This window comes from Leisingera sp. ABM4_060 (genome assembly GCF_056158765.1).
This window is the reverse complement of sequence record NZ_JBSWTX010000001.1, coordinates 1,476,242-1,501,748: the sequence shown is the minus strand read 5'-3', so window position 1 is coordinate 1,501,748 and position 25,507 is coordinate 1,476,242. Positions and strand designations below refer to the sequence as shown.

At 63.1% G+C, this 25,507-nt stretch carries 21 protein-coding genes; 11 read left to right on the top strand and 10 right to left on the bottom strand.

The window, feature by feature from the left end; translation table 11 throughout:
- The first annotated feature begins 89 nt into the window (after window positions 1–89).
- Window positions 90–1,211 (top strand): flavodoxin-dependent (E)-4-hydroxy-3-methylbut-2-enyl-diphosphate synthase, encoded by a 1,122-nt coding sequence (ispG, locus tag ACXAEH_RS07430; protein ID WP_475031827.1) that lies wholly within the window; start codon window positions 90–92, stop codon window positions 1,209–1,211.
- 90 nt (window positions 1,212–1,301) lie between these two features.
- On the opposite strand, the gene ACXAEH_RS07425 is transcribed toward ispG, so the two are convergent.
- Together ACXAEH_RS07425 and ACXAEH_RS07420 are read right to left on the bottom strand one after the other, a co-directional pair.
- Window positions 1,302–2,066 carry a DsbA family protein gene (locus tag ACXAEH_RS07425; protein WP_475031826.1) on the bottom strand — a complete coding sequence of 255 codons (765 nt, stop codon included), beginning with the start codon at window positions 2,064–2,066 and terminating at the stop codon, window positions 1,302–1,304.
- Complete coding sequence (locus tag ACXAEH_RS07420; protein WP_475031825.1) at window positions 2,063–3,445, bottom strand: M48 family metalloprotease; 1,383 nt, start codon at window positions 3,443–3,445, stop codon at window positions 2,063–2,065. The genes ACXAEH_RS07425 and ACXAEH_RS07420 overlap by 4 nt, the downstream gene beginning before the upstream one ends.
- On the opposite strand from ACXAEH_RS07420, the gene ACXAEH_RS07415 reads away from it, so the two are divergent.
- The 4 genes from ACXAEH_RS07415 to ACXAEH_RS07400 all read left to right on the top strand — a co-directional run bounded on the left by ACXAEH_RS07415 (window position 3,444) and on the right by ACXAEH_RS07400 (window position 9,319).
- Window positions 3,444–4,589 carry a pyridoxal phosphate-dependent aminotransferase gene (locus ACXAEH_RS07415; protein ID WP_475031824.1) on the top strand — a complete coding sequence of 382 codons (1,146 nt, stop codon included), beginning with the start codon at window positions 3,444–3,446 and terminating at the stop codon, window positions 4,587–4,589. The genes ACXAEH_RS07420 and ACXAEH_RS07415 overlap by 2 nt on opposite strands.
- 70 nt (window positions 4,590–4,659) lie before the next feature.
- Window positions 4,660–5,889: an N-acetylmuramoyl-L-alanine amidase gene (locus ACXAEH_RS07410; protein ID WP_475031823.1), complete on the top strand. Its 1,230-nt coding sequence runs from the start codon at window positions 4,660–4,662 to the stop codon at window positions 5,887–5,889.
- A 9-nt stretch (window positions 5,890–5,898) separates the two neighbouring features.
- The gene (locus tag ACXAEH_RS07405; protein WP_475031822.1) at window positions 5,899–6,687 is read left to right on the top strand and encodes a phosphodiesterase; all 789 of its coding nucleotides are present in this window, start codon (window positions 5,899–5,901) and stop codon (window positions 6,685–6,687) included.
- 130 nt (window positions 6,688–6,817) lie between these two features.
- Window positions 6,818–9,319 carry a penicillin-binding protein 1A gene (locus ACXAEH_RS07400; RefSeq protein ID WP_475031821.1) on the top strand — a complete coding sequence of 834 codons (2,502 nt, stop codon included), beginning with the start codon at window positions 6,818–6,820 and terminating at the stop codon, window positions 9,317–9,319.
- Here ACXAEH_RS07400 and ACXAEH_RS07395 read toward each other — a convergent pair.
- On the bottom strand, window positions 9,313–11,289 hold the full coding sequence (locus ACXAEH_RS07395; RefSeq protein ID WP_475031820.1) for a Hint domain-containing protein: 1,977 nt from the start codon (window positions 11,287–11,289) through the stop codon (window positions 9,313–9,315). The two genes, ACXAEH_RS07400 and ACXAEH_RS07395, sit on opposite strands and share 7 nt — an antisense overlap.
- A 236-nt stretch (window positions 11,290–11,525) precedes the next feature.
- Between ACXAEH_RS07395 and prfB the strand changes: the two genes are divergently transcribed.
- Both prfB and ACXAEH_RS07385 read left to right on the top strand, forming a co-directional pair.
- A complete protein-coding gene (gene prfB, locus ACXAEH_RS07390) occupies window positions 11,526–12,653 on the top strand; it encodes a peptide chain release factor 2 (RefSeq protein WP_475031819.1) in 1,128 nt (375 codons plus the stop codon).
- A gap of 217 nt (window positions 12,654–12,870) precedes the next feature.
- Entirely contained in the window at window positions 12,871–13,641 is a 771-nt protein-coding gene (locus tag ACXAEH_RS07385) for a DUF2189 domain-containing protein (protein WP_475031817.1), read from the top strand.
- A gap of 2 nt (window positions 13,642–13,643) precedes the next feature.
- Here the strand turns inward: ACXAEH_RS07385 and ACXAEH_RS07380 are convergent, their stop codons facing one another.
- A complete protein-coding gene (locus tag ACXAEH_RS07380) occupies window positions 13,644–14,441 on the bottom strand; it encodes a helix-turn-helix domain-containing protein (protein ID WP_475031816.1) in 798 nt (265 codons plus the stop codon).
- Here ACXAEH_RS07380 and ACXAEH_RS07375 point away from each other — a divergent pair.
- Window positions 14,434–15,033 (top strand): S1 domain-containing protein, encoded by a 600-nt coding sequence (locus tag ACXAEH_RS07375; RefSeq protein ID WP_475031815.1) that lies wholly within the window; start codon window positions 14,434–14,436, stop codon window positions 15,031–15,033. The genes ACXAEH_RS07380 and ACXAEH_RS07375 overlap by 8 nt on opposite strands.
- 33 nt (window positions 15,034–15,066) lie before the next feature.
- Here the strand turns inward: ACXAEH_RS07375 and ilvN are convergent, their stop codons facing one another.
- Entirely contained in the window at window positions 15,067–15,627 is a 561-nt protein-coding gene (gene ilvN / locus ACXAEH_RS07370) for an acetolactate synthase small subunit (protein WP_475031814.1), read from the bottom strand.
- A 103-nt stretch (window positions 15,628–15,730) separates the two neighbouring features.
- Window positions 15,731–17,482 (bottom strand): acetolactate synthase 3 large subunit, encoded by a 1,752-nt coding sequence (locus ACXAEH_RS07365; protein ID WP_475031813.1) that lies wholly within the window; start codon window positions 17,480–17,482, stop codon window positions 15,731–15,733.
- Between the two features lie 402 nt (window positions 17,483–17,884).
- On the opposite strand from ACXAEH_RS07365, the gene ACXAEH_RS07360 reads away from it, so the two are divergent.
- Both ACXAEH_RS07360 and ACXAEH_RS07355 read left to right on the top strand, forming a co-directional pair.
- The gene (locus tag ACXAEH_RS07360) at window positions 17,885–18,736 is read left to right on the top strand and encodes a HalD/BesD family halogenase (RefSeq protein WP_475031812.1); all 852 of its coding nucleotides are present in this window, start codon (window positions 17,885–17,887) and stop codon (window positions 18,734–18,736) included.
- A gap of 83 nt (window positions 18,737–18,819) precedes the next feature.
- On the top strand, window positions 18,820–19,794 hold the full coding sequence (locus ACXAEH_RS07355) for a hypothetical protein (protein ID WP_475031811.1): 975 nt from the start codon (window positions 18,820–18,822) through the stop codon (window positions 19,792–19,794).
- Window positions 19,795–19,870: 76 nt separating this feature from the next.
- Here ACXAEH_RS07355 and ACXAEH_RS07350 read toward each other — a convergent pair whose 3' ends face one another.
- Entirely contained in the window at window positions 19,871–20,860 is a 990-nt protein-coding gene (locus ACXAEH_RS07350; RefSeq protein ID WP_475031810.1) for an MBL fold metallo-hydrolase, read from the bottom strand.
- A gap of 266 nt (window positions 20,861–21,126) precedes the next feature.
- Between ACXAEH_RS07350 and ACXAEH_RS07345 the strand changes: the two genes are divergently transcribed.
- Window positions 21,127–22,272 (top strand): lytic murein transglycosylase, encoded by a 1,146-nt coding sequence (locus tag ACXAEH_RS07345; RefSeq protein WP_475031809.1) that lies wholly within the window; start codon window positions 21,127–21,129, stop codon window positions 22,270–22,272.
- 3 nt (window positions 22,273–22,275) lie between these two features.
- Here ACXAEH_RS07345 and ACXAEH_RS07340 read toward each other — a convergent pair whose 3' ends face one another.
- The 3 genes from ACXAEH_RS07340 to ACXAEH_RS07330 all read right to left on the bottom strand — a co-directional run bounded on the left by ACXAEH_RS07340 (window position 22,276) and on the right by ACXAEH_RS07330 (window position 25,436).
- Window positions 22,276–23,244 (bottom strand): LuxR C-terminal-related transcriptional regulator, encoded by a 969-nt coding sequence (locus ACXAEH_RS07340; RefSeq protein ID WP_475031808.1) that lies wholly within the window; start codon window positions 23,242–23,244, stop codon window positions 22,276–22,278.
- Window positions 23,245–23,314: 70 nt separating this feature from the next.
- Window positions 23,315–23,959, bottom strand: a complete 645-nt coding sequence (locus tag ACXAEH_RS07335) for a response regulator transcription factor (protein ID WP_475031807.1) — start codon at window positions 23,957–23,959, stop codon at window positions 23,315–23,317.
- Window positions 23,960–24,008: 49 nt separating this feature from the next.
- Complete coding sequence (locus tag ACXAEH_RS07330; RefSeq protein WP_475031806.1) at window positions 24,009–25,436, bottom strand: cache domain-containing protein; 1,428 nt, start codon at window positions 25,434–25,436, stop codon at window positions 24,009–24,011.
- Between the last annotated feature and the right edge of the window lie 71 nt (window positions 25,437–25,507).

The following is a 25,507-nucleotide window of genomic DNA, read 5'->3' as shown; positions in this document are numbered from 1 at the left end:
AAACCGGGCTATGCGGCCGGCTGCCATTGCAGCGCGGCCTGCCAGCGCGTATCTAGCTGCTAACAGGATCCAGCCGGGACACCCGCTTCATGTCGATGAACCACATCCGCCCCTGGCGCCATATCGAGCGCCGCAAAAGCCGCCAGATCCACGTCGGCAATGTCGCCATTGGCGGCGATGCTCCGATTGCGGTGCAGACCATGACCAACACGCTGACCACCGATGTAGCGGCAACGGTTGCGCAGGTGCAGGCCGCGGCGGAGGCAGGGGCTGATCTGGTGCGGATCTCGGTGCCGGATGAGGCGTCCTCCAAAGCGCTGAAGGAGATCGTGCGCGAAAGCCCGGTGCCGATCGTTGCCGACATCCATTTCCACTACAAGCGCGGCATCGAGGCCGCCGAAGCGGGTGCAGCCTGCCTGCGCATCAACCCCGGCAACATCGGTGATGAAAAACGCGTCGCCGAGGTGATCAAGGCCGCCCGCGACCACAATTGCTCGATCCGGATCGGCGTCAATGCGGGCTCCCTGGAAAAGCACCTTCTGGACAAATACGGCGAGCCCTGCCCGGAGGCGATGGTGGAGAGCGGCCTCGACCATATCCGCATTCTGCAGGACCACGACTTCCACGAATTCAAGATTTCGGTGAAAGCGTCGGATGTCTTCATGTCCGCCGCCGCCTACCAGCAGCTGGCGGAAGCCACCGACGCGCCGATCCACCTTGGCATCACCGAGGCGGGCGGCTTTGTTTCCGGCACCATCAAATCGGCGATCGGCCTGGGCCAGCTGTTGTGGATGGGCATCGGCGACACCCTGCGCGTCAGCCTCTCTGCCGATCCGGTCGAAGAGGTCAAAGTCGGTTTCGAAATCCTCAAATCCCTCGGCCTGCGCCACCGCGGTGTCAACATCATCTCCTGCCCCTCCTGCGCGCGGCAGGGCTTTGACGTGATCAAGACGGTGGAAACCCTGGAAAAGCGCCTGGAGCACGTGAAGACCCCGATGAGCCTGAGCATTATCGGCTGCGTGGTGAACGGCCCGGGCGAGGCGCTGATGACCGATGTCGGCTTTACCGGCGGCGGCGCCGGCTCCGGCATGGTCTACCTGGCAGGCAAGGCCAGCCACAAGATGTCCAACGAACAGATGGTCGATCACATCGTCGAAGAGGTCGAGAAAAAGGCCGCCCAGATTGAGGCGGCCCAGGATGCAGCGGAGTAAGCTGTTCCAAACTCCTTGCAGCTTCTTTCTGGTTAAAAATACTCCGGGGTCCGGGGCAGCGCCCCGGTTCTACCTTTGCCGCTCAATCCATCAGCTGCGCTGATCGCGGATCTCGGCAACCATGATCTCCATCTGATCGGCGGGCAGGTAGCCGCGCAGCAACTCGTTGCCCAGCACGAAGGTCGGGGTGCCGGAGATGGCCATTTTCTGCGCCAGGGCCCGGGTCTGGCGCAGCTCGGCAGTGACTTCTTCGCTGTCCATCCTGGTAAAGATCGCATCGGCATCCAGACCCAGACCATCGGCGAGGCGGCGCAGGGCTACCTCGTTGGGCTCGGCGCCAAAGTCGATCAGCGCGTCATGCACCTGCTTGTAGGCGTCGTCTCCGGCCACATGCTTGGCCGCCACGGCAAAGCGCGAGGACAGCACCGAGGCCTCGCCCAGGATCGGGAATTCCTTGATCACCAGGCGGATATTGCCGTCGCTTTCCAGGAGCTTGGCCACTTCCGGCGCGGCGCGGCGGCAGTAGCCGCAACGGTAGTCCATGAACTCCACCAGGGTGATGTCGCCGTCCGGGTTGCCGCCAACCCAGGAGTAGCCGTCGTTCACCAGCTCCTCCAGGTTGTCGGCCACCAGAACGTCATCGCGCGCTGCTTCGGCCTGCTGCTGGCGCTGTTCCAGCAGGTCCACCGCTTCCAGGATCAGTTCCGGATTGGCGAGCAGGTAGCTGCGCACCTCTTGGCCGAAGGCTTCGCGCTCGGCCTCGGACATCGCGCTGATGTCAAAGGCCTGGGCCGGGGCGCCCAGCAGGGCGAGGGCGGCGGCGGCCGCTGCGGCAGCGCGGGTGAAAGGCTTCATTTTCGTCTCTTCCTTTTCTCAGCTTGTTCATAGGCCGTCAGCACATCCTGCGCGCGGCGCGCAGCAGGCGAGCCTGCAGGCAGCAGGGCAATGGCCCGTTTGGCATGAATTCCGGCGTCATCCAGACGCCCTTGCAAGGCATAGCGTTCGGCAGTGACCAGCGAGGCCAGGCCGCGCTGCCCGGTCTTGGCATAGGCCAGCGACATGTCCCGCAGCAGCACCGTGTTGCGGAAGTCGATGTCGCGGGCCTTTTCCATGGTTTTCAGCGCCGCCTTGGGCTGCCCCGCGGCCAGTTGCGCGCGCCCATAGCCGGCCAGCACCAGCGGGTCGCGCGGCGCCAGGCTGACGGCCTTGGCATAGGCGGCCAGTGCAGCGGACCACTGGCGGTTCTCGATCAGGATTTGGCCCTTCATCTCGTGATAGAACGGGTCGGAGGGGCGGGCGGCCAGCGCGCCGTTGATCGCGCGCAGGGCCTTCTTCAAGTTTCTCTGACGATGATAGGCGGCCGCCTCCCGCATCTGCCGCACGTCTTTGTACTGCTCCTCGCGCACCCGCCGCAGGGTCCATTTCGGCGCCCGGGTGAACCCGGAGAGCTTGCCGCGCACCCGGGCAAACCAGTAATTGGCCTCGGCGCTGGCCTGCCCTTTGTCGCCATGGGCGGCCAGATAGGCCTGGGCGGCGCGGATGCGGTCGCGGCTTAAGGGGTGGGAACGGGTATAGGGGTCCTGGCTGCCTGCGCTCAGGACTTCCTGCCCGGCAAAGGCGCGGTGCAGGTCGACCAGGCCCTGCGGGCTGATGCCGGCCCGGTTCAGGTAATCCGCAGCCGAGCGGTCGGCGGAACTCTCCTCGGCTCTTGTATGGGCCAGAAATCCGCGCAGGGCTGAGCTTTGCGTGCCGATGGCGATCCCGCCTGCGGCTTCGCTGGCACCGGCTGCAGCCGCCAGCACCGCCAGCGCCACGCCAAGGCCCGCGGCGCTGTTGGCAGAGCGCAGGTTCTGCATCCGCCGCGCCAGATGGCCATTGGTGATATGGGCGGCCTCATGGGCAATCACCGCCTGCAGCATCTCCGGTGACGTAACCTTCAGGATCAGCCCGTAATGTACGAAAATCGTTCGGGAATCCACGACAAACGCGTTGAAGGAAGAATTGTTCACCAGCAGGATCCGGACCCGGTTTGCGTTGAGGCCCGCGGCCCGCAGCACCGGGGCTGCCAGCTTGTTCAGCCCGTGTTCAATATCCGGATCGCGCAGCAGCGAAATCGACATTGCCTGCGCGGCGCTTCCCGCGATGGCAAACAGCGCGCAAAGCAACAGAGCCGGGATTGACGCCAGCCGGAAGAAACGGTCAAAACTCATGCGCGCACCATGGGAGATCAGCATGCGAAACTCAACCCGGTCAGAGGTCGATCCCTTCATTGTGATGGATGTGATGGAGGCGGCCCGCAAGGCCGAAGAGGCCGGACGCCACGTCATCCACATGGAGGTCGGGCAGCCCTCGACCGGCGCGCCCTCGGGAGCGCTGAAGGCGCTGGCGTCTTCGCTGGAGGACAATGCGCTGGGGTATACGGTGGCCCTGGGTCTGCCCGCTCTGCGCAAGCGGATCGCGCAGATGTATGGCGAATGGTACAATGTCGATCTGAACCCGGAGCGGGTGATTGTGACGCCGGGCTCCTCCGGCGCTTTCCTGCTGAGCTTCACGGCGCTGTTTGATAGCGGCGACCGGGTTGGCATCGGCGCTCCGGGCTATCCCTCCTACCGGCAGATCCTGAAAGCGCTGGGGCTGACCCCGGTCGACATCCAGACCGCACCGGAAAACCGGTTGCAGCCGGTGGCGGCGGATCTGAAAGGGCAGGACCTGGCCGGGCTGATGGTGGCTTCGCCTGCCAACCCCACGGGGACAATGCTGGATCATGCCGCGATGGGCGCACTGATTGATGCGGCGCGGGGCGAAGGGGCCAGTTTCATCTCAGACGAGATTTATCACGGGCTGGAATACGAGGCGAAGGCCGTCACCGCGCTGGAGCTGACGGATGAGTGTTACGTGATCAATTCCTTCTCCAAGTTCTTCTCGATGACCGGCTGGCGGGTGGGCTGGATGGTTGTCCCTGAGGATCACGTGCGGGTCGTGGAGCGCATTGCCCAGAACATGTTCATCTGTGCACCGCACGCGAGCCAGGTGGCGGCGCTGGCCGCGATGGACTGCGAAGAGGAGTTGCGCGGGAACCTGGCGGTCTACGCCAAGAACCGCCAGCTGATGCTGGACGGGTTGCCTAAGGCCGGGTTCAGCAGGATCGCGCCGCCGGACGGGGCGTTTTACGTCTATGCCGATGTTTCGGACTTGACCACGGACAGCCGCAGCTTTGCCGCGGAAATCCTTGAAAAAGCTGGTGTTGCGGTGACGCCGGGGCTGGATTTCGATCCGGTGCGCGGCGCCACGACGCTGCGGTTTTCCTATGCGCGTTCCACTGCGGATATCGAGGAAGGCCTGGCGCGGCTCACCCGGTTCATGGCGGAGCGCGGCTGAACGCAGAACGCGGATTTCCAATGCCGCGCAAATTGCATAGTCTGCCCGCCAAAAGACCAAGAGGCGTGGCATGGGCAGACTGTTCAAACTTACCGCACTGATCTGGATGCTGGCCGCAGGCGCCTGGGCGCAGGGCTTCAGCGGCTTGGCCCGTATTGATGCGGGGGCCAGCCAGGTTACTGATGCCGGGCAGGGGGCCGAGGTCTCGCTGGGCCTCAGCCAGGGGGTGCCGTTCCGGTTGTTCACCCTGGACGGGCCGCCGCGGCTGGTGCTGGATTTCCAGGAGGTGGACTGGACCGGGCTGACGCCGGAGGCGCTGTTGCAGGGCGAACAGGTTTCTGCCGCGCAATTCGGCACCTATGTGCCGGGCTGGTCGCGGCTGGTGCTGGAACTGTCGGCACCGATGAAGGTGGCCAGGGCAGCAATGACGGTGGACCAGGTGACCGCGGCGGCGCGGCTGATGGTGTCGCTGCAGCCTGCCACGGCAGAAGAGTTTGCCGCCAAGGCCGGCGCCCCGAAGGATCCGCGCTGGGACCTGCCTGCACCGGAAACCGTGCAGGGCCGCGGCGAGCGCGATGAAAACGCACCCTTGCTGGTGATGCTCGACCCGGGCCATGGCGGCATAGATCCGGGCGCCGAACGGGATCACCACAGCGGCCATGTGGTTGAGAAACACCTGATGCTGCAGTTCGCGCGGGAGCTGGGCGAGGTGCTGATCCGCTCGGGCCAGTTCACGGTGCAAATGACCCGCGATGACGACTACTTCGTCTCGCTGGAGCGCCGCATCGCGCTGGCGCATCAGGCCGGGGCGGATGTGTTCATCTCGCTGCATGCCGACACGATTTCCGAGGGCCGGGCGCATGGCTCTACGGTTTACACACTGTCCAAGGAAGCCTCGGACGTCGCGTCTGAGAAGCTGGCGGAGCGGCATCTGCGCGGCGATCTGCTGTCGGGCACCGATCTCAGCCAGGCGGACGACCGGGTGACCGGCGTCATGCTGGATCTGGCGCGGCAGGAAACCCAGCCGCGCACCGATGCGCTGGCGGCGGCGCTGATCGAGGGTCTGCGCGCGCAGGGCCGGCCGATCAACAACCGCCCGCTGCGCTCGGCCGGGTTTTCGGTGCTGAAGTCGGCGGATATTCCCTCGGTCCTTGTGGAAATCGGCTTTCTGTCCAGCAAGCGCGACCTTGAGAATCTGGTCGACCCGGGCTGGCGCGCCAAAGCGGCGCGCGGCATTCTGAACGGGCTGATTGCCTGGCGCATCGAAGACGATGCCCGGCGGGCGCTGGTGCGGCAGTAAGGGGCAGGGATGAAACTGATCTGGATGTCCGATCTGCACTTTGAAGCCGCCGGGCTGGTGCTGGGCCATGACCCCCGGGTGCGTCTGCAAGCGGCGGTGGATTTTATCGCCGCGCACCATGCTGAGGCTGCCGCCTGCCTGATTACCGGTGACCTGGTGGAAACCGGAACTCTTCAGAATTACAACGCGTTGCAAGGGTTTGTTAACGAATTGTCGATGCCGGTTCTGCCACTGACGGGCAATCACGATGACCGCGCGGCCTTGCGTGAGGTGCTGCCCTTGCCGGAAGGCGCGATGCCGGGCTTTGTTCAGTACCGGGCGGACTTTGGGGATCTCGCCGTGCTCTGTCTGGACACGCTGATTCCGGGAGAAGATGCGGGGGTCCTGTGCCCGGAGCGCATGGGCTGGCTGCAAACGGAGTTGAAAGCTCTGGGCGGACGGCCCGCAATTGTGGCCATGCACCACCCGCCGATGAAACTGGGGCTGCCGATGCTGGACCCGGACAATTTGCAGAACGGCGAAGACCTGCTTGAGCTGCTGGCAGGCTTCCCCAATGTGCTGCATCTGCTGGCGGGCCATGTGCACCGGCCCTGTTCCGGCACGGTGTGCGGTATTCCCTTTACCACTGCAAAATCCGTGCTGTACCAGGCGCCGCCGCCGCGGCCTGCATGGAACTGGGACAGCTTCCAGCCCGCCGCCGAGGCACCGGCGCTGACGGTGCTGGAATACGGCAAAAACGGCCTGACCCTGCAGCAATGCCAGTTTTGTGACTACGCCCATGGCGGCCCCGCCGCGTAAGACCCGGCATCAAGCGGGGAAATGTGCTAGGATTCTCCCGTCCCGCCCGGCATATATTCGCTGTTTCCTGTTTTGACCCCGGGGGCCGCCGCACCTATATAGGCGGCACCTCGCGAGAAAGGCCAAACCCGTGCTCAGGTTCATACTCTCCTTCTTTGGTTCCATCTTCAGCACCATCACCCTTGGGGTGGCGATGGTGGCGCTGACCGTGGGAGCGGTGTTCTGGATCTACGGCCGTGACCTGCCGAGCCATGAATCGCTGGCCCAGTACCAGCCGCCGACCATCAGCCGGATCTATTCGGGCGAGGGCCATCTGATTGACGAGTTCGCCAAGGAGCGCCGCCTGTTCACCCCGTCGGCTGAGATCCCGGATCTGGTGAAACAGGCCTTCATCTCGGCCGAGGACAAGAATTTCTACCTGCACAAGGGCTATGACGCCCGCGGCATCGCCGCTGCGGCGGTTGAGGCGGTGCAGTCGCGCGGCCAGAACGTGCGCGGCGCCTCGACCATCACTCAGCAGGTGATGAAGAACTTCCTTCTGTCCGGCGACCGCCGGGCTGAGCGCAAGATCAAGGAGATCATCCTTGCCACACGGCTGGAGGAGACGCTCGACAAGGAACGGATCCTGGAACTGTACCTGAACGAGATCTTCCTGGGCCAGAATTCCTATGGTGTGACGGCGGCCGCGCAGACCTATTTCAACAAGACCCTGGGTGAACTGGCCCCGCATGAGGCGGCAACTCTGGCCGCGATGCCCAAGGCGCCCTCGGACTATCACCCGGTGCGCCGCAAGGAGCGCCTGCTGGCGCGCCGCAACTATGTGCTGCGGGAGATGCGCGAGAACGGCTATATCTCGGATGATGTCTATGAGGTCGAGGTAGCGCAGCCGCTGCGTTCGGTGCAGAACGGTGACTTCGAGGGCTTCCGCACCGCGCTGCCGCCGCGGGACTACTTCACGGATGAAATCCGCCGCCAGCTGACCCAGGACTTCGGCGAGGGGGAGTTCTTTACCGGCGGTTTTACCGTGCGTGCGACCATCGACCACGAAATGCAGGCCGAGGCGGCGCTGGCAATGCGCGGCGGCTTGCAGAAATATGACCGCTCCCGCGGGATCTGGCGCGGCACCGGTGTGACGCTGGAGGAGGCGCAGCTGGCCGATGAAGCCACGTGGCGCGAAGCGCTGGCGGCTGCCGATGTGTCGCGCGACATTGATCTGGGCGGCAAGTGGTATCCGGCCGTTGCCCTGGAGGTTGGCGACCAGTCCCTGACCGTGGGTGTCGAGGGCACTGAGGGCACCGGCACCGTGCCCCGGTCCGATATCAAGTGGATGAAGGGCAGCTTCAGGGACAACATCAGCCGCGGCGACGTGGTGCTGGTGCGGGCCGAGGAAAAGAACGGCGAATTCAGCCACTGGTCGCTGCGGCAGGTGCCGGAGGTGCAGGGCGGCTTTGTGGCGATGGACGTGAACTCGGGCCGGGTCCTGGCGATGCAGGGGGGCTTTTCCTACCAGCATTCGGTGTTCAACCGCGCGACACAGGCGCTGCGCCAGCCGGGCTCCAGCTTCAAACCGTTCGTTTATGCGGCGGCGCTCGACAGCGGCTACAGCCCGGCAACCATCGTGGTCGACGCTCCGATCGAGATCAACACGCCCCAGGGCCTGTGGCGGCCGAAGAACTCCACCAACAAGTTCTATGGCCCGACACCTTTGCGCACCGGTATCGAAATGAGCCGGAACCTGATGACCATCCGCCTGGCGCAGGAGGTCGGGATGCCGGTGGTTGCAGGCTATGCCGAACGCTTTGGTGTTTATGACAACATGGGCGCCTTCCTGGCCAACTCGCTGGGGGCGGAAGAAACCACGCTGTACAAAATGGTGGCGTCCTACGCGATGTTTGCCAATGGCGGCGAGCGGGTGCAGCCGACACTGGTGGATCGGGTGCAGGACCGTTTTGGCAACACCATCTACCGCCATGACGACCGCGATTGCGTCGACTGCGCCGACCCGAACCTGATCCCCGGCCAGGCGCCGCGGATTGTCACTGACCGCGAGCAGGTGATGGATCCGATCACCGCTTATCAGCTCACATCGATGATGAAGGGCGTGGTGGACCGCGGCACTGCTTCCAGCGTCATCAACCTGCCGGTTCCGGCCGCAGGCAAGACCGGCACCACCAACGATTCGCGCGATGTCTGGTTCGTGGGATTCACTTCGAACATCGTGGCGGGCTGCTACATGGGCTTTGACCAGCCCCGGCCGATGGGCCGCGGCGCCTATGGCGGCACCATGTGCGGGCCGGTGTTCCAGCAGTTCATGACCAAGGCGACCGAGAAATTCGGCGGCGGCCCCTTCAATGTGCCGGAAGGCGGCCATTTCATCAAGATCGACCGTTACACCGGTGCGCGGCTGCCCGATGATGCTTCTGGCCCCTATGTGGTGGCTGAATATTTCCGCGATGGGTTCGAGCCGATCTTCGGGCTGACCTATGACGGCGGCTTTGCCATGGGGTCGAACCTGCCGCTGATCGAAGAGGTGCAGGAATCGGGACGCAAAGTGGTGACCTCCAGCGGCGGCACCGCCGTGCTGGGGCCCAAGGCCACCTTTGGCACCATCAGCTCCGGCGGGCTTTACTGAGCGAGGAACACGGCCTCGTGGCGCGCCATGCATTGGCGTGCGGTGGCGCCGTAAGTTCCTGCACACCAGCGCAGGCCGGGCATGATCCGGAACAATTCTTCGCGCACCGGTTCGTCCAGAGCCGAGACCGCCTGGGCACCGGGGTGGAAGCTTTCGGAAGGGGCGCCCTCGGCATAGATGATCTCATGCCGGTCGAACAGGATATGGACATAGGTGACCATGCCGCCGGTCTGCTGGCGGATTGAGGTTCCGTTGACCAGGTGGAGCGCTGAGACCAGAACCTCCCTGTCGCCGGACAGCAGAGCCGCTGCCGATCCTGTGTAGAGCATCCGGTGCTGCGGGGAGACCAGCAGGTCGTGCTCGGCCCCGAACATGCCGGCCGGAAGCCGCACCGGTGCCAGGCTGCCCTCGGCCGGGACGGTGGAGCGGCTGATCCAGCGTACCGGCTGCAGGCCGTTGTCGCGGGTGATCACCAGATCGCCCGGCTGCAGCGTTTCGATAGGGCGCAGGCCGGCGGTGGTGGCGATCCGCGTGCCGGCTGCAAAGCAGATGATGTGTTCGATGCCGGAGAAGCTGACCACGCTGCCGTCCAGCAGCGTCGCGGTGCCGGTCAGGCTGCCGCCGGTATTGTCGGTGATGTTCAGCGTGCCCTTGTCGAGCTGGCCGTTGAAATCCAGGGTATCGCCGCTGTCGTGGCCGCCGCCGGCGACCGTTATGTTGTTGGCGCCGCTGTCGCCGGTGTCGACGATGGTGAAATAGTCGTCGCCATCGCCGCCTGAGGCGGAATCGCCTTCGCCGACGGTCAGGCTGTCATCGCCCTCGCCGCCCTCCAGCGTGTCGGCGCCGCTGCCGCCGGCCAGCGTATCATCACCGCCCTGGCCATAGATCACGTCGTCGCCATCTCCGCCCGAGATGCTGTCATTTCCGTCTGCCGGTGTTTCCGGCGGCACCGTGAAGGTGATGTCGGTGACCACGTAGTCGGAGCCATCCGTGCCATCGGTCTGCAGGTTCGCCGACAGCACCAGCTGGTCGAAATCACCATAGCCGTTGATATCGACGGTGCCGGTGCTGCTGCCGGCGACGTCCTCGGTAAAGTCGCCCTGGGCGACCAGCACGCCATCCTTGTAGATGGCCCAATGCCCCTCTTCTCCGAAACCGTCGGTATAGAGGTGCTTGAAAGAGAAGCTGAGGTCGTCAATGTCCTGGTCGAAATCGACGATGATTTCTTCGGAAATGCCGGTGGCCTTGTCATAGCCGATCTGCTGATCGACGCCGCCGCTGTCGGAATCCGAAATCGCACCCGCAACCCCGAAACCGCCGTCGTAATAGTCGATATTGGCGGCACTGGCATTGCCGGCCAGATCCCTGGCAGTGACGGTGAAGCCGCTGGTGGTATCGGTGACATTGCTGTCGTCGATGCTTTGCTGCGAGTCAGACAGCCCGGCTTCGCTGCTGCTGTCGCCATAGATGGTGTCATCGCCGGCGCCGCCTTCCAGGCTGTCTGCGCCTTCGCCGCCGAAAATCAGATCGTCATCGGCGCCGGCATCCACCGTGTCATCGCCTGCGCCGGCCTCCACCGTGTCCTGGTTGCCGGAGGCGCCGCCGCCATTGCCATTGTCGACCTGATCGCCGTCGCCGTCAGTGTAGCTGCTGTCGATGGTGTCAGCGCCGCTGGTGCCATCCACCGCGCCGTCGGTGTCAGAATAGGCGGGCGGGTTGTCGGCGGAGGCAGAGCTGAACGAGTCGGGCGGGCCGAGGTCCGGAACAAAATAGACATTGCCGTTGGTGGCCAGGTAGTAGACGCCTGTCTCCACCTCGTTGGTGTAAGGTGTGCCGCCATGCGAACCGGTCCAGCTCCAGTTGCCGGCGCCCAGGTTTTGATCTGTGGTGAAAGAGGAATAGGTGGACGTGATCGTATCGCCGTGATCGAGCGACCCGTCTCCAAGCTGGACAAGATATCCGCTGGGCATCTTCCCTACTCTCCAGTTTCCCCAGCAACCGTCATTTGGCGGCCGCTCCGGGATTGAGGATTAAGCAGGCAGTGTTAAAGCCGCGTGTTCGCGGAGTGTTCGCAGGGCGGAAAGTGCTGGGCATTTTAATCGGTTTCTCTGCAACGCCTGTGCCAAGGGTACCGGGGTTGGCGGCTTGCCCGCGGCGCACGGGTGGTTTATCACCCAGGCCTGAGCTCAGAATGCAAGGACACCCCATGCGCGCGGAAACCCAGAACATCGTGTCGGATATCGAAAAATCGCTGGAGCTGCTGGCCCAGCGGATGAATTGGGAAACCGCCGAGTTCCGCCTGGAGGAATTCAACGCGCGGGTCGAGGATCCGAACCTGTGGGACGACCCGGAGGCGGCGCAGAAACTGATGCGCGAGCGTCAGGCGCTGGTTGATTCCATCGGCACCTACAAGGGCATCAAGCAGGACCTCTCCGACAACATCGAGCTGATTGAACTCGGCGAGATGGAAGAGGACGAAGATGTCGTAAAGGACGCCGAGGCGGCGCTGAGCGCGCTCAAGGACAAGGCGGCCGAGAAGGAACTGGAAGCGCTGCTGGACGGTGAGGCGGACGCCAATGACACCTTCCTCGAAATCAACGCAGGCGCCGGCGGCACCGAAAGCTGCGATTGGGCCTCGATGCTGGCGCGGATGTATGTGCGCTGGGCCGAGAAGAAGGGCTACAAGGTCGAACTGCAGTCCGAGAGCGCGGGCGACGAGGCGGGCATCAAATCCGCCGCCTACAAGATCTCCGGCCACAATGCCTATGGCTGGCTGAAGTCCGAGAGCGGCGTGCACCGGCTGGTGCGGATCTCGCCCTATGACTCGGCGGCCAAGCGCCACACGTCCTTCAGTTCGGTCTGGGTTTACCCGGTGGTGGACGACAATATCGAGATTGACGTGAACCCTGCGGACATCCGTATCGACACCTACCGCTCTTCAGGGGCGGGCGGCCAGCACGTCAACACCACCGACTCGGCGGTGCGGATCACCCACATCCCGACCGGCATCGTGGTGACCTCCTCCGAGAAATCGCAGCACCAAAACCGCGACATCGCCATGAAGGCGCTGAAATCACGGCTGTACCAGCAGGAGCTGGACCGCCGCAACGCCGAGATCAACGCCGCGCACGAATCCAAGGGCGACGCCGGCTGGGGCAACCAGATCCGGTCCTATGTGCTGCAGCCCTACCAGATGGTGAAAGACCTGCGCACCAGCCACGAGACCTCGGACACTAAGGGCGTGCTGGATGGCGACCTGGACGGGTTCATGGCGGCGACCCTGGCAATGAACGTCTCCGGCAAGAGCCGGGCGGACGCCCAGGGCGAGGACTAATCCCGGCGCGGCCAGACGCCGGACAGACGGACAAAGAGACAGGGCGGCCATTTCGGCTGCCCTTTTTTGTGCCGCCCGTCCGCCCCCGGGCGATGCCGGTAAACATGCATGCCCAAAGCATTTTATTACGGCTGCAATGACGCTAGGTTCAAATGGCACATTTTTGATGCCGCTTTTTCAAGGGACCTAAAGCCAGCGCCGGGGAGGACAGACCGTCATGAACACCGAAAAGCCCTTTGGAGTGCCGCCGCTGCAGCCGGTCTCAGCCGGGATGCTGTTAGAAGCGCTGCGCCGGGGCTGGGCCGACTTCCGCAGGAAACCGGTCTATGGGCTGTTCTTTGCCGGCTTCTATGTGCTGGCGGGCTGGGCGATGGCCTGGGTGACTGTGCGGACCGGCACCACCTACTGGCTGGTGCTGGCGGCCATCGGCTTTCCGCTGATCGGCCCCTTTGCCGCGGTAGGGCTTTATGAGGTGTCGCACCGGCTGGAGCAGGGCAGGGGGATCGCCGTGGGCCGGATCCTGGGCGTGGTGCTGCAGCAGAGCCGCCGCCAGCTGCCGTCGGTCTGCGCCATCATCATCGTGGTGTTCCTGTTCTGGTTCTTCCTGGGCCACATGATCTTTGCGCTGTTCCTGGGCCATGCCACGATGACCAATATCTCCAGTTCGGCCGAGGTGTTCCTGACAGCCAACGGGCTGACCATGCTGGCGGTGGGCACTGCTGTCGGGGCGCTGTTTGCGCTGCTGCTTTACATGATCACGGTAATTTCGCTGCCCTTGCTGCTGGACCGGGAGGTGGATTTCGTGACCGCGATGATCACCAGCTTTCAGTATGTGCAGCAGAATTTTGCAGTGATGATCCTTTGGGCGGCCTTCATTGCCGCCGTCACTTTTGCCGCCCTGCTGCCCTGGTTCCTGGGCCTGTTCCTGGTGCTGCCTCTGCTGGGCCACGCCACCTGGCACATCTACCGGCTGGCTGCCGCTGAGTAGCGTCAGCGGAAGGGTTGGTCCGTCTGCAGCAGGCGGCGGTGAAAGGGCAGCAGCGCGTCTTCATCGGCAAAGCCTGCGCTGCGGGCGGCCTCCAGCACCTGTTTGGTGTCGCGCCCCAGATGCTCGTAGACCATCCGTGTGACGCGTTCGCCGGTCTGGCTTTCGCGCACGGTGCGGGCCACGTAGCCGGACCAGAAATTGTTCTCAAGCGAGGCCACCCGCGCCAGGTAGTTGAAGGAATAGGTCATTGCCTTGCGCCGGGCGATGACAAAGGCCACCCCGTCTTCGTGGCCGCTGACATAGCCGCGGAATTCGCGCACACCGGGGCTGGCAGACAGGCCCTGGTTGCGCATCGCCTCCTTGGCTTCAAACCCTTTGATATAGGTGACACCGGCTTCGCGGAACACAAAGACCAGGCCGATGACGAACTTGTCCTCATTGATGAAACTGCGGCGGGTGAAGCGGTAAAACCCGGACGGGAAAAACTCCTCGCTCAGCTGCTGCACACCGCGGCCCAGGAAATCCGCCAGAAAGGCGCCGTTTACTACCTGGCCTGCTTTTGACAGCTTTTCCACCGGATCCAGCAGAATGCGTGCATCGACTTCAAAGAAACGGCAGATGCGGTCCAGAACGTCGGGGCGGGGAAAGCTCTCGCCGGACAGGTAGCGGTTGAATTGGGTCCGGTTAATCCCCAACTGGCGCGACAATTCCGAAACGGAGGGATATTGCCGGGACAGCTGACGCAAGTTTGCGCCAAACATGTTCCTCAAATCAGCTGGCGAGCGGCTTTGATTGTTCATCTATGCCTCTGGTGGTTGGCAATTTTCGGTATTTTTGCGTTGCTTGCGGGCGGTTTGTGCCAGTATCCGTCAGCCCTGCCGCAAGGGGCGCCTCCGGATAGCGTCAGCATTGGCGCTATTTCACGTCAGCAAGCTATCGGAACTGACACAAATTGCAATAGGCCGGCACGGATTTAGTCATGTTGGCGTCACATCAATTGTTTCAGAATTACAGAGCGGCAATGCGAGGATTGGTATGATTGGAGTCGTTTTATGGAGTGATGAGCCCCTGAACAAAGCCGTCATCTGGTGCGATGATCAGGGTGATCTTGCTTTCTACACAAACGGGGCAGGGAACGGTTTCCAGGAGTTGAATGCCGGAGACTGGGTTGAATTCGATATAACCTTGAGCGGTAATTTCAGGATTGCCGAGAATCTTTCGGTGCTGATGGAAAATGGCAGCCCGGAACTGGCAGACCGGCTGTCCGCGGCTGCGGGCTGCGGCGGCGCACCTGCGGCAGGCGCGCAGGAGGGGGCCACAGTGGTGCCTTTTCCACTGCAGGCAGCAAAAAAGCGGCGCGCATCCGCACCGCTTCAGGCCAGCCAGGGATAAGGAAACTGCCGGCCGCCAGGGCCGGCAGAAATATCAGTTGCCGCGCAGCAGTGCGGCAACACCTGTCCGGGCAATCTCGGTCAGACCCAGCGGGCGCATCAGATCGGCAAAGGCGTCGATCTTGTCCGGCGCGCCGGTGATCTCAAACACAAAGCTGTTCAGGGTGCTGTCGACCACATTGGCGCGGAAGATATCCGCCAGCCGCAGTGCCTCGACCCGCTTTTCGCCTTCCCCGGCCACTTTCAAAATCGCCAGTTCACGCTCAACCGAGTCGCCTTCGACGGTCAGGTCATGCACGTCGTGCACCGAGACGATCCGGCCCAGCTGCGCCTTGATCTGCTCGATCACCTGCGGCGTGCCGGTGGTGACGATGGTGATGCGCGACAGGTGGCCGGTGTGGTCGACCTCGGCCACGGTCAGGCTTTCGATGTTGTAGCCGCGGCCCGAGAACAGGCCGATGACGCGGGCTAGAACACCAGGTTCGTTTTCCACCAGAACCGCAATCGTGTGCCGTTCCTGCACGTCCGAAAACGTCGGGCGCAGGTTATAGGCGGAGTGGCGGGTGGAGCCTTTTTTGATATGCAGGGCAGACATCAGACGTCGTCCTTTCGTTTGTCGGTGCCAAAAGTTTTTTGAAAACTTTTGGCAAAATTCTTCTCAAGAATTTTGCGGCGCGGCCGCGGTTAAACCAGCTCAGTTACACCAGCACTGCGCCGCCGGCCTGGATGACGCCCTGCGTCTCCGCCTCGCCCAGCAGCATTTCATTATGCGCCTTGCCCGAGGGGATCATCGGGAAGCAGTTCTCGTGCTTCTCGACCAGGCAGTCAAAGATCACCGGCCCCTCGTATTCGATCATCTCCATGATCGCATCGTCCAGGTCCGCAGGATCGCTGACCATGATGCCCTTGGCGCCGAAGGCCTCGGCGAGCTTCACGAAATCGGGCAATGCTTCGGACCAGGAGTGGCTGTAGCGCTCACCATGCAGCAGTTCCTGCCACTGGCGCACCATGCCCAGGCGCTCGTTGTTGAGGATGAATTGTTTCACCGGCAGGCGGAACTGCACCGCGGTGCCCATTTCCTGCATGTTCATCAGCCAGGAGGCCTCGCCCGCGACGTTGATAACCAGCGCGTCAGGGTGCGCCATCTGCACGCCGATCGAGGCCGGGAAGCCATAGCCCATGGTGCCGAGGCCGCCGGAAGTCATCCAGCGGTTCGGGTCTTCAAAGCCCAGGTACTGCGCCGCCCACATCTGGTGCTGGCCGACCTCGGTGGTGACATAGCGGTCGTGGCCCTTGGTCAGCTCTTCCAGCCGCTGCAGCGCGTATTGCGGCTTGATGGTCTTTTCCGAGTTCTTGAAGGACAGGCAGTTGACCGCGCGCCAGTCGTCGATCTGGGCGTGCCATTTGGCCAGAGCCTCGCGGTTCACCTTGCGGCCGCGCGCCTTCCAGACCTTCAGTACGTCTTCCAGAACATGGGCCACGTCGCCGACAATCGGGATATCGACCCGGATCACCTTGTTGATCGAGGAGGGGTCGATGTCGATATGGGCTTTCTTCGAATTCGGGCTGAAGGCATCCAGACGGCCGGTGATCCGGTCGTCAAAACGGGCGCCGATGTTGATCATCAGGTCGCAGCCGTGCATCGCCAGATTGGCCTCGTACAGCCCGTGCATGCCCAGCATGCCGATCCAGTTCTTGCCCGAGGCCGGATAGGCGCCCAGGCCCATCAGGGTGGAGGTGACCGGGATACCGGTGGCATCGACCAGCTCGCGCAGCAGCTGGCTGGCCGCATTGCCCGAGTTGATGACGCCGCCGCCGGTGTAGAACACCGGGCGTTCGGCAGCTTCGATGGCGGCGACCAGCTCGGTGATCTCCTCCATGTCGCCCTTGACCTGCGGCTGGTAGTGCGAGGCGGCCGGTTTCGGGCCGTTGTATTCGCCGGTGGCAAACTGCACGTCTTTCGGGATGTCGATCAGCACCGGGCCGGGGCGGCCGGAGGTTGCGACATGAAAGGCTTCATGCAGGGTGCCTGCCAGGCTGTCGGTGTCCTTGACCAGCCAGTTGTGCTTGGTGCAGGGGCGGGTGATGCCAACAGTGTCGGCTTCCTGAAAGGCGTCCGAACCGATCATGAAAGTCGGCACCTGGCCGGTCAGAACCACCAGCGGGATCGAGTCCAGCAAAGCGTCGGTGAGGCCGGTCACCGCATTGGTGGCGCCGGGGCCGGAGGTCACCAGCACAACGCCCGGCTTGCCGGTGGAGCGGGCATAGCCTTCGGCGGCGTGCACCGCGCCCTGTTCGTGGCGCACCAGCACGTGGCGGATGTCATTTTGCAGAAAGATCTCGTCATAAATCGGCAGCACGGCGCCGCCTGGGTATCCGAAGACTACGTCCACACCCTGGTCCTTCAGGGCTTGGACAACCATCTTTGCGCCGGTCATTTCACGTGTCATCTGCTTTTTGCTCCAATTGGCGGCATCGTCCGTTTCGCATAAAAAAAGCCCCCGATTTTCATTCGGAGGCGCATGGGTTCGATTATGGTCTACCGTTACCGGCCCATGCGCTTGGTTCCTACGATTACGACTAGTGCGTTCACGTCACTGGCTCCTTTTTGCGTTGCAGCGGACATTATGAGGGCTGGACAGGGGCGTCAACAGGGAAAGGTGTCTAAAAAACCCTATTGGGGGACATTTTCTTGCTCAAATCCCGGGGTGCGGCGAAATTTCCGCGAAAATGCCGGGTCACAGAGTTGCGAAATCGTTCAAAACCGGCATCCCGCTGTCCTGTTTGTGTCAGATCGGCGCGTTTCCCGCAGGCAAGCTCATCAAAAAAGAGATTGCAGGGAAGGACATTGAATGGCGCATCTGACTGACTTGGTGGACCTGGGCCGTTACCCGATCGACCGGCCAAGCTCCAAGGCTTATGAACGGCTGATCACGGACTTGCAGCGGGATCTGTCGGAAGACGGCTGTGCGGTGCTGCCAGGGTTTGTGCACGCGGAAGGCGTGGCACGGCTGGTTGCCGAAGCGGACACGGTTGCCGGCAAGGGGCACAAATCTTTCAGCCGCACCAATGCTTATTTCTCCAAGGATGACAGCACCTTGCCCGAAAGCCACCCGGTGCGGCAGTTTTACGACCGCTCCAACGCCTTCATTCCGGCGGATAATTTCGGGCCCGGCAGCCCGCTGCGCTCGATCTACGAGTTTCCGGGCTTCATGCCTTTCATCCGCACCGCACTGGGAGAGCCCGAGGACCGGTTCTACCGCTATGACGATCCGCTGGCGGATGTGATCATCAACATGGTGGAGGAAGGGCAGGGGTTCCCCTGGCATTTCGACACCAACAATTACACGGTGACCTTGGCCATCCAGAACGGTGAGGCTGGCGGCGATTTCGAATATGTGCCGATGCTGCGCACGCCAACGGATGAAAACTACAGCGGCGTGGAGCGGGTGCTGGCCGGCAATTCGCCGATGGTGCGCAAGCTGGTGCTGCAGCCGGGCGATCTGCAGATCTTCCGCGGCCGCTATTCGCTGCACCGGGTGGCGCCGGTGGAAGGGCCGCGCAGGCGTTATGTCGGCATCTTTTCCTTTGTCGAAAAGGAGGGCATGTGCGGCGGGGTGGAGCGCACCAGGCAGCTTTATGGCCGGGTGCTGCCGCGCCATTACGAGCGGGAAGGCCTGCGGGCTGACGCACTCAGGGACTGACGGGGCGGTGCCCTGCGCGGCTGGACCTTAAGCCTCGCTTCGGGCTAATCGTTTGACAGACGCCAGTTTCAGGATTCCTGATTGTGCCCAAAGTCATTATCCATTTGCGAAGCCCGCGCGCGCTGGAAGATCTGTCGCGTGATTTTCTGGCGCTTTATGATTACATTGACCGGATGCTTGGTGACTGCGGTATCCAGGTTGAAACACGTGTAATGAACCGGGATATCAAGGAGGGCACCCGTCATACAGGCGACCGGCGGTTTGAGGATGGAAACCTGCACATCCTCGACGACCGGCACCTGCAGATGCCCAATGTACTGAACGGATCCATGGCCTATTTAGCGGGGTTCTGGCATCTGGCCCCGCAAGGCGTGCGCTGTTTCAGCCCGATTGGCGGCCGGCCGTTCCGTCCTGACATGGTCCCGTACAAATACGCCGCGCAGTTTTATAGCAAGCTCCAGTCGAAATGGAGGGACGCACGCAAAACCCGCTATTCGTCGTCCGGAGAGCGGCAGTGCATTCCCGAGGGCTGTATTTCAGTGTTCTTCCAGGGCTCTTACCCGCATTTGACGGGGGCGACGGATTTTAGAGACATTTCCATGCTGCAGGATGTGCTGCAAGGGGCAGGGGACCGTCCGGTGCTGGTCAAGCTGCACCCCAGGCTGGCGGATATTGCTGCCATGGCCGATCTGGCGGAGATCATGGCGCAGGACAGCCGCATCGTGGTCAGCGATGCCAATCTGCACGACATTCTGGCCGCCAGCTGTGTGACGGTTTCAATCAATTCCTCTGTGGCCATCGAAGGCTTCCTGCACCGCACACCGGCTATTCTGTACGGTCAATCCGACTTTCACCATATGGCTGAGACCATTACCGGCCCTGGCCAGTTTGCAGCGGCGCTGGAACGCGCCCTGGTCCGCACCGGCGGCTATGCGCAATTCCTGACCTGGTATTTCCGCAAGAACTGCCTCGAAATCGGCACGCCGGGCCTGGAACAGAAGATTTGGGAGATTTTCGCCGACGCGGGCTTCCCGCGGGAGCGCTTCGCGGCTGGCTAGCGGGCCAGGCGCCGCAAGACCGGGCGTCATTGCGGCGCCCGGTCTGCCGGGCACTGGCTTGCGGCAACGCCGAGGATCATTCCGTCAGCGCATTGTGCCCGAAATAGAGGAACTCCTTGTCCATGCTCTGCACATCTGCCGCCGCCAGGGTGAGCGAGGCGCTGTCCAGCATCTTAAAGCTTTTCTGGTCCTGCACCCAAGTATCCGCAGGCTGCAGGGTCGACAGCGTATAGGTCGTGGTCTCGGACAGGTAATGGGTGGGGATCACCACCTTAGGGTTTATCCGTTCTACCAGCGCATTGGCCTGCTCATAGGACAAGATGTGCTCGGAAGCGTCCACCGGCAGGGTCAGCACGTCGATGCGTCCAATGGCGTCCCAGAAACCGTCCGCCGGGTCGGGCCGGTTGTCGCCCCAGATCAGCGTACGGATGCCGCCGGTTTCCACCACATAAGTCACCATATCCATGTGGCCGGGGTTGTTGGGCGGGCAGGCGTCAACGCCAAATTCGGCCAGCGCGTCGGTCCAGGGGTACCAGCCCGGCGCCACGCAGGCGTGCTTGTCGGCGTAGCCGGTGATCTTGAGGTCGGCGAATTCAAACGTGCCCACCATCCGGTCCAGAACCATGGTCGATTGCGGCCGGTCGATGGCGTCGTGGTCGAAATGGGTGTGGGTGGACATGGTGATATCCACCAGCGTCTCCGGGAACTTCTGTTTGAACCACAGCCCCCAGGCGCCGGAGGGGTCATCGCGCCACGGGTCGAACAGGATCGAGGCGCCGCCGGGCGAGGTGATCTTGATTGCGCAATGGCCGTAGAAATCGATCTTCACCTCGCCATCACCAAAGGCGGACATGTTTTGCAGGTCGATCACATGGTTGTTGTTGCCCGGCTGCAGCCAGTCGGTGGATTGTGCTTGGGCACTGGTTGAGCCCAACAGACTGGCTGCCGACCCGACGCCCGCAGCGCCTGCCGCTGCAAAGAAACTGCGCCGCGACAGGCCCGGTGCCAGATCATCCTTGCGCCCGTCCAGCCGGGCCGGTTTCAGGTTCTTCTTTTGCTCATCCATGGTTCGCGTCTCCCTGTTCTGGTTCTGGCCGCCCTGCGGGGCAGCGCTGTAAACAGGCTAGGCAGGCCGGGGCGTCAGGGGTGCCCCGGAAGATTATGGGGGGAATATGGGGGCGCTCCCCATAATGGCGGCGCAGGCCGCAACGGCGGGTCCTTGCTGCGGGGGAATTCCCGGCCTTGGCGCGGGGGACGCTTTCTGGCAGCCTGAACATCAAGAAACCCCGGATGAACCGGGTCAGAACAGCAACCACCAGAACGGGCAGCGGCATGAGCATCACACGGCGGCATTTTGGATTTGGCCTCGCGGCATTGGGCCTGACGGCCTGCAGCAGCACGGTGCCGGCAAGCGGCAGTTCCGGCTCGCCCGGCCTGCCGGCAGACCTGCGGCCCGCACCGAACGCAGGCTATGACGCATGGGTGGCGGCGTTCCGGACCCGCGCTGAGGCAAAGGGCATTTCCTCCGCGACCCTGCGTGCGGCTTTCCGCGGTGCGGGATACCTGCCGGGGGTCGTCAAACGCGACCGCAACCAGACCGAATTCAAACGCACACTGGAGGATTACCTCTCCATCGCCGTCTCGGACGAACGCCTCAGCAAGGGCCGCGCAGCCTTTGCCCGTCATGGCACCACCTTGCGGGCGCTGGAGCGGACCTATGGCGTTGATGCGGAAATCATCTGTGCGGTCTGGGGGCTGGAGAGCTTCTATGGCGAACGCCGCGGCAATGTGCCGGTGATCTCGGCCACCTCGACACTGGCCTACGACGGACGGCGTGGGGCGTTTTTTGAAAAACAGCTGCTGGCGGCGCTGAAGATCCTGCAAAACGGTGACATTACCCCTGCGCGGATGACGGGCAGCTGGGCTGGTGCGATGGGGCACACCCAGTTCATTCCAACCTCCTACCAGGCCTTTGCGGTGGATTTCACTGGCGATGGCCGCCGTGACATCTGGTCCGAAGACCCTTCGGATGCGCTGGCCTCGACCGCCGCCTACCTGCAAAGAAACGGCTGGACCCGCGGCGTGAAATGGGGCGGCGAGGCCGGGGCGCCCGGCACCCCTCCGGGCCGCAGCCTGCAGCCGCAGCCGGGCGGGCCGGTGTTTATCGTTACCGGCAACTTCAATGCCATCAAGCGCTACAACAATTCGGATGCTTACGCGATCGGGGTGGGCCATCTGGCCGACCGTATCGCAGGCGGCGGACCGCTGCGTGCCAGCTTCCCGCCGGACAAATACGGGCTGACCAAGGACGACCGTATCCTGCTGCAAAAGCGGCTGACCGCCCGCGGGTTCGACACTGGCGGCGCTGACGGGGTGCTGGGGCCAAAAAGCCGCGCCGCTATCAGCGCCTACCAGTCCAGCCGTGGCCTGCCTGCCACCAGCGAGCCGTCCAAGGCGCTGCTGAACAGTCTGAAATAGCGGCTATTCCGCCGAACTCAGCGCAATCAGGTGCTGGCGCAGGTTCTCGCGGCGGCTGAGGCCCAGTTTCTGGCGGATGTTGTTGCGGTGGAAGTCGATGGTGCTGGTCTCGCGCCCCAGAGTGGCGGCGATCTCCTTGGTGGTGCGGCCCATCATGATCAGCTGCATGATTTCGGTCTCGGCAGGTGTCAACTGCTCCAGCGTTTCTGTCAGCTTGGAGGACAGGGTTGAGGTGATGTTCTTGAGGTTATCCTCGACCATCATGAGGTAGGCGCTCTGCAACTCGCGGCCGGCATCCAGATGGCGCAGTTTGGCGACATAGGGCAGCACCATGCCCTTGATCTGCTGCACGATCTGCTGCTCGGTCTCGTGGCGCGACGCCTCGACATTGTCGATCAGCACCCGCAGCGCGGTATTGGCATCCTCCAATGCCTTGGTGCGGCGTTTGATGGTGTCTTCCCGCGCGCGCACCGTCTCGCGCAGCTCAGCCTGGGCCTGTTTGCGCTGGGCCACCTCCAGCAGCAGCGCCAGATCGCCCTCGACCACCCGGCAGAACTCCTGCAAACCCTTGCGGAACATCAGCGCGCGCTTGTTGCGCCGGGTGTCGAGCACGCAGATGGTGCCGTAGACCTCGCCATCGGGCCATTTGATCGGATAACCGATATAAAAGGACATGGCGTGCTCCATGTCCTCATTATCCTGCCAGCGCGGTTCGCATTGGGCGTCCTCGACCACCAGCTCGCCGTCGTTTTCAAAGACCCCGAAACAATAGAGCTTTTCGTTCAGATGGTATTTACGGCCCGGGTAGTAGGGGTTGTTTTCGGCCGCGTTCGAAACCTTGACCCGGTGGTCCTTGTCTACCGTTGCCATGATCAGCGCGGCCGGCACATCGGTCAGCTCCGCCACCAGATCCACCACCCGCTGCCACTTGGCCTGGGTTTCCGGCGGGATCGGGGGCTTGGCGAAAGTCATGGCGCGTCTCCTTGGCCCGGGAGGCTAGGGCAGGGAGGCCAAACCGCAAAGAAAATTCTCGCAGCGCGGATCAGAACCCGGCGCCGGTGCCCTGCAGCACGCCATGCTCCAGCGCATAACGGGTAAGGCCGGCGGTGGAGGAAATGCCCAGTTTGCGCTTGATGTTCTTGCGATGGGTCTCGACGGTTCTGACCGAGATATCAAGCGTTTGCGCGACTTCCTTGTTGGATTTGCCCTGCGCCAGCTCCAGCAGGATCGTCTGCTCCCGGCCAGTAAGCGCCTCGCGGGCGTCGCCGCCCTTGGGCTTCAGCGAGCCGGCCGCGCCGGTGCAAAGATAGGTCTGGCCTTCCATCACAGCGTCGATGGCCTGTTTGATCTCATCCGTGGGCACGTCCTTGAGCACATAGCCCATGGCGCCGTGGCTGAGCGCGGTGGAGATATATTCGGCGCTGTCATGCATCGACAGGATCAGGATGCGGGTGCCGGGGTGCTGCTCCAGGATAATCTCGGTGGCGCTGAGGCCGCCGAGCTTGGGCATGTTCAGATCCATCAGCACCACATCGGGCGCCAGCGTGCCCATTTGATCGACAGCGTCCTGGCCGTCGGTCAGCGAGCCGACCACCTCAATATCATCATAGCTTTCCAGGATCGACTGGATGCCTTCGGCCACCATCGGGTGGTCATCCACGATCAGAACTTTCACCGGATCAGCCATCATTCCCCCAATGCAGCTTTCCTTTGCCGAGCGCCGCTGCTGCCTTCGTTCAAGGCAGCTGAACCGGCGTTCCCTCTTCGCCAGGCGGCAACAGGTGGCTGAGGGGCAGGCTGGCCTCGATCACCGTGCCGCTTTGGGTGCCACGTGATGACAGAATGCGTAAGGTTCCGTCAAGCTGTTCGATCCGCTCCTGCATATTGCGCAGGCCGATTCCCGGGCCGGAGCGGGCATTACGCGGCGGCAATCCGCGGCCGTCATCGGTGATCCGCATGGTGGCGCCGCGCTTGTGGCCGCGCAGGTCGATGCTGACCTTGGTGGCCTCGGCATGCCGCTCGATGTTGGTCAGCGCCTCCTGCGCGATGCGGTAAAGCGCAATCTTGGAGTCCTGGTCCAGGCGGTTGCGGAAAACCACGGTGGAGAATTCCGTCTCGATGCCCGTGCGGGCGGCGAAATCATCGGTCAGCGCTTTCAGCGCGGGCCCCAGGCCCAGGTCGTCCAGCACGCCCGGGCGCAGGTCGCGGCTGATCCGCCGCACCTCGGTGATGGCCGTCAGCAGGTTCTCGGTGCCTTTCTCCAGCGGCGCCTGCGCCGCCTCGCTGTCGCCGCGCGACAACCTCCGCCTTGTATTGTCCAGCGCATAGCGCACCCCGACCAAGAGCTGGCTGATGCCGTCATGCAGCTCGCGCGCCACCCGGCCGCGTTCCTCCTCCTGCGCGTCGAACACCCGCTGGGTCAGCTCTTTCAGCTTGGCATCGGCCAGCCGCCGCTCGCGGATGTTCAGGAACATGCCGGAGGCAAAGACCAGCACCAGCGACACCAGGGTGATGCCGCCGATATAAAAGAAGGTGCGCTGCACCCGTGCCTCGACCTCGGCGCGCGAGGCCGCCACGGTGGCCAGCACATCGTCAATGAAAACGCCGGTGCCGATCGCCCACTGCCAGTCCTGCAGGCCCAGCACATAGGCGATCATCTGCGCCTCTTCGCCGGTAGAGGGCTTCTCCCAGGTGAAACTGTGCCATCCGGCCCCGTCGCGGGCCAGGCGGATGAACTCATCCACCACCGGTACACCGGCGCTGTCCGTCAGTCCGGCCCAGTTGCGATTGATGAATTCCGTCTGCCGCGGGCTCACCAGATTGGTGCCGTCGTAGTCGTAGACAAAGAAGAACCCGTCCTTGCCATAAATCATCGCCGCAAGGATCTGGGTGACCTGCTCCTTGGCCGCGGCATCATCCGGGGCGGCAAGGCCGTAAATATGGGCAAAGCCATTGCGCGCCTGGGTCACGTAGTTGCGCAGCTCCGCCTTCTTGGCCTCCAAGAGCTGCAACTCCAGCGCCTGGATCTCGCGTTCCGCCAGGGCGCGCGACTGATAGCCCACCAGCACGGCAATCGCGGTGCCCGCCACAATCAGCGGCAGCGTCATCAGAAGCGAAAGTTTCTGCGCGTAGGTGGGGCGCAGAAAGGTGTCGAGCAGGCGCATGCGCGGGGTCCCGGAATTGGTCAGATTCTTGTACCGAATCATGGCGCGGCCGCCCAGAAGAATCAGAGCGG

Bases quoted from the DNA above. Each gene is read 5' to 3' on its own strand.
- ACXAEH_RS07385 (WP_475031817.1), top strand. From the start codon at position 12,871: ATGAACACCGAAAAGCCCTTTGGAGTGCCGCCGCTGCAGCCGGTCTCA.
- ilvN (WP_475031814.1), bottom strand. From the start codon at position 15,627: ATGTCTGCCCTGCATATCAAAAAAGGCTCCACCCGCCACTCCGCCTAT.
- ACXAEH_RS07350 (WP_475031810.1), bottom strand. From the start codon at position 20,860: ATGGATGAGCAAAAGAAGAACCTGAAACCGGCCCGGCTGGACGGGCGC.
- ACXAEH_RS07415 (WP_475031824.1), top strand. From the start codon at position 3,444: ATGCGAAACTCAACCCGGTCAGAGGTCGATCCCTTCATTGTGATGGAT.
- ACXAEH_RS07395 (WP_475031820.1), bottom strand. From the start codon at position 11,289: ATGCCCAGCGGATATCTTGTCCAGCTTGGAGACGGGTCGCTCGATCAC.
- ACXAEH_RS07340 (WP_475031808.1), bottom strand. From the start codon at position 23,244: ATGACTTTCGCCAAGCCCCCGATCCCGCCGGAAACCCAGGCCAAGTGG.
- ACXAEH_RS07410 (WP_475031823.1), top strand. From the start codon at position 4,660: ATGGGCAGACTGTTCAAACTTACCGCACTGATCTGGATGCTGGCCGCA.
- ACXAEH_RS07345 (WP_475031809.1), top strand. From the start codon at position 21,127: ATGAGCATCACACGGCGGCATTTTGGATTTGGCCTCGCGGCATTGGGC.
- ACXAEH_RS07335 (WP_475031807.1), bottom strand. From the start codon at position 23,959: ATGGCTGATCCGGTGAAAGTTCTGATCGTGGATGACCACCCGATGGTG.
- ACXAEH_RS07425 (WP_475031826.1), bottom strand. From the start codon at position 2,066: ATGAAGCCTTTCACCCGCGCTGCCGCAGCGGCCGCCGCCGCCCTCGCC.
- prfB (WP_475031819.1), top strand. From the start codon at position 11,526: ATGCGCGCGGAAACCCAGAACATCGTGTCGGATATCGAAAAATCGCTG.
- ACXAEH_RS07360 (WP_475031812.1), top strand. From the start codon at position 17,885: ATGGCGCATCTGACTGACTTGGTGGACCTGGGCCGTTACCCGATCGAC.
- ACXAEH_RS07380 (WP_475031816.1), bottom strand. From the start codon at position 14,441: ATGAACAATCAAAGCCGCTCGCCAGCTGATTTGAGGAACATGTTTGGC.
- ispG (WP_475031827.1), top strand. From the start codon at position 90: ATGTCGATGAACCACATCCGCCCCTGGCGCCATATCGAGCGCCGCAAA.
- ACXAEH_RS07365 (WP_475031813.1), bottom strand. From the start codon at position 17,482: ATGACACGTGAAATGACCGGCGCAAAGATGGTTGTCCAAGCCCTGAAG.
- ACXAEH_RS07405 (WP_475031822.1), top strand. From the start codon at position 5,899: ATGAAACTGATCTGGATGTCCGATCTGCACTTTGAAGCCGCCGGGCTG.
- ACXAEH_RS07330 (WP_475031806.1), bottom strand. From the start codon at position 25,436: ATGCGCCTGCTCGACACCTTTCTGCGCCCCACCTACGCGCAGAAACTT.
- ACXAEH_RS07420 (WP_475031825.1), bottom strand. From the start codon at position 3,445: ATGCTGATCTCCCATGGTGCGCGCATGAGTTTTGACCGTTTCTTCCGG.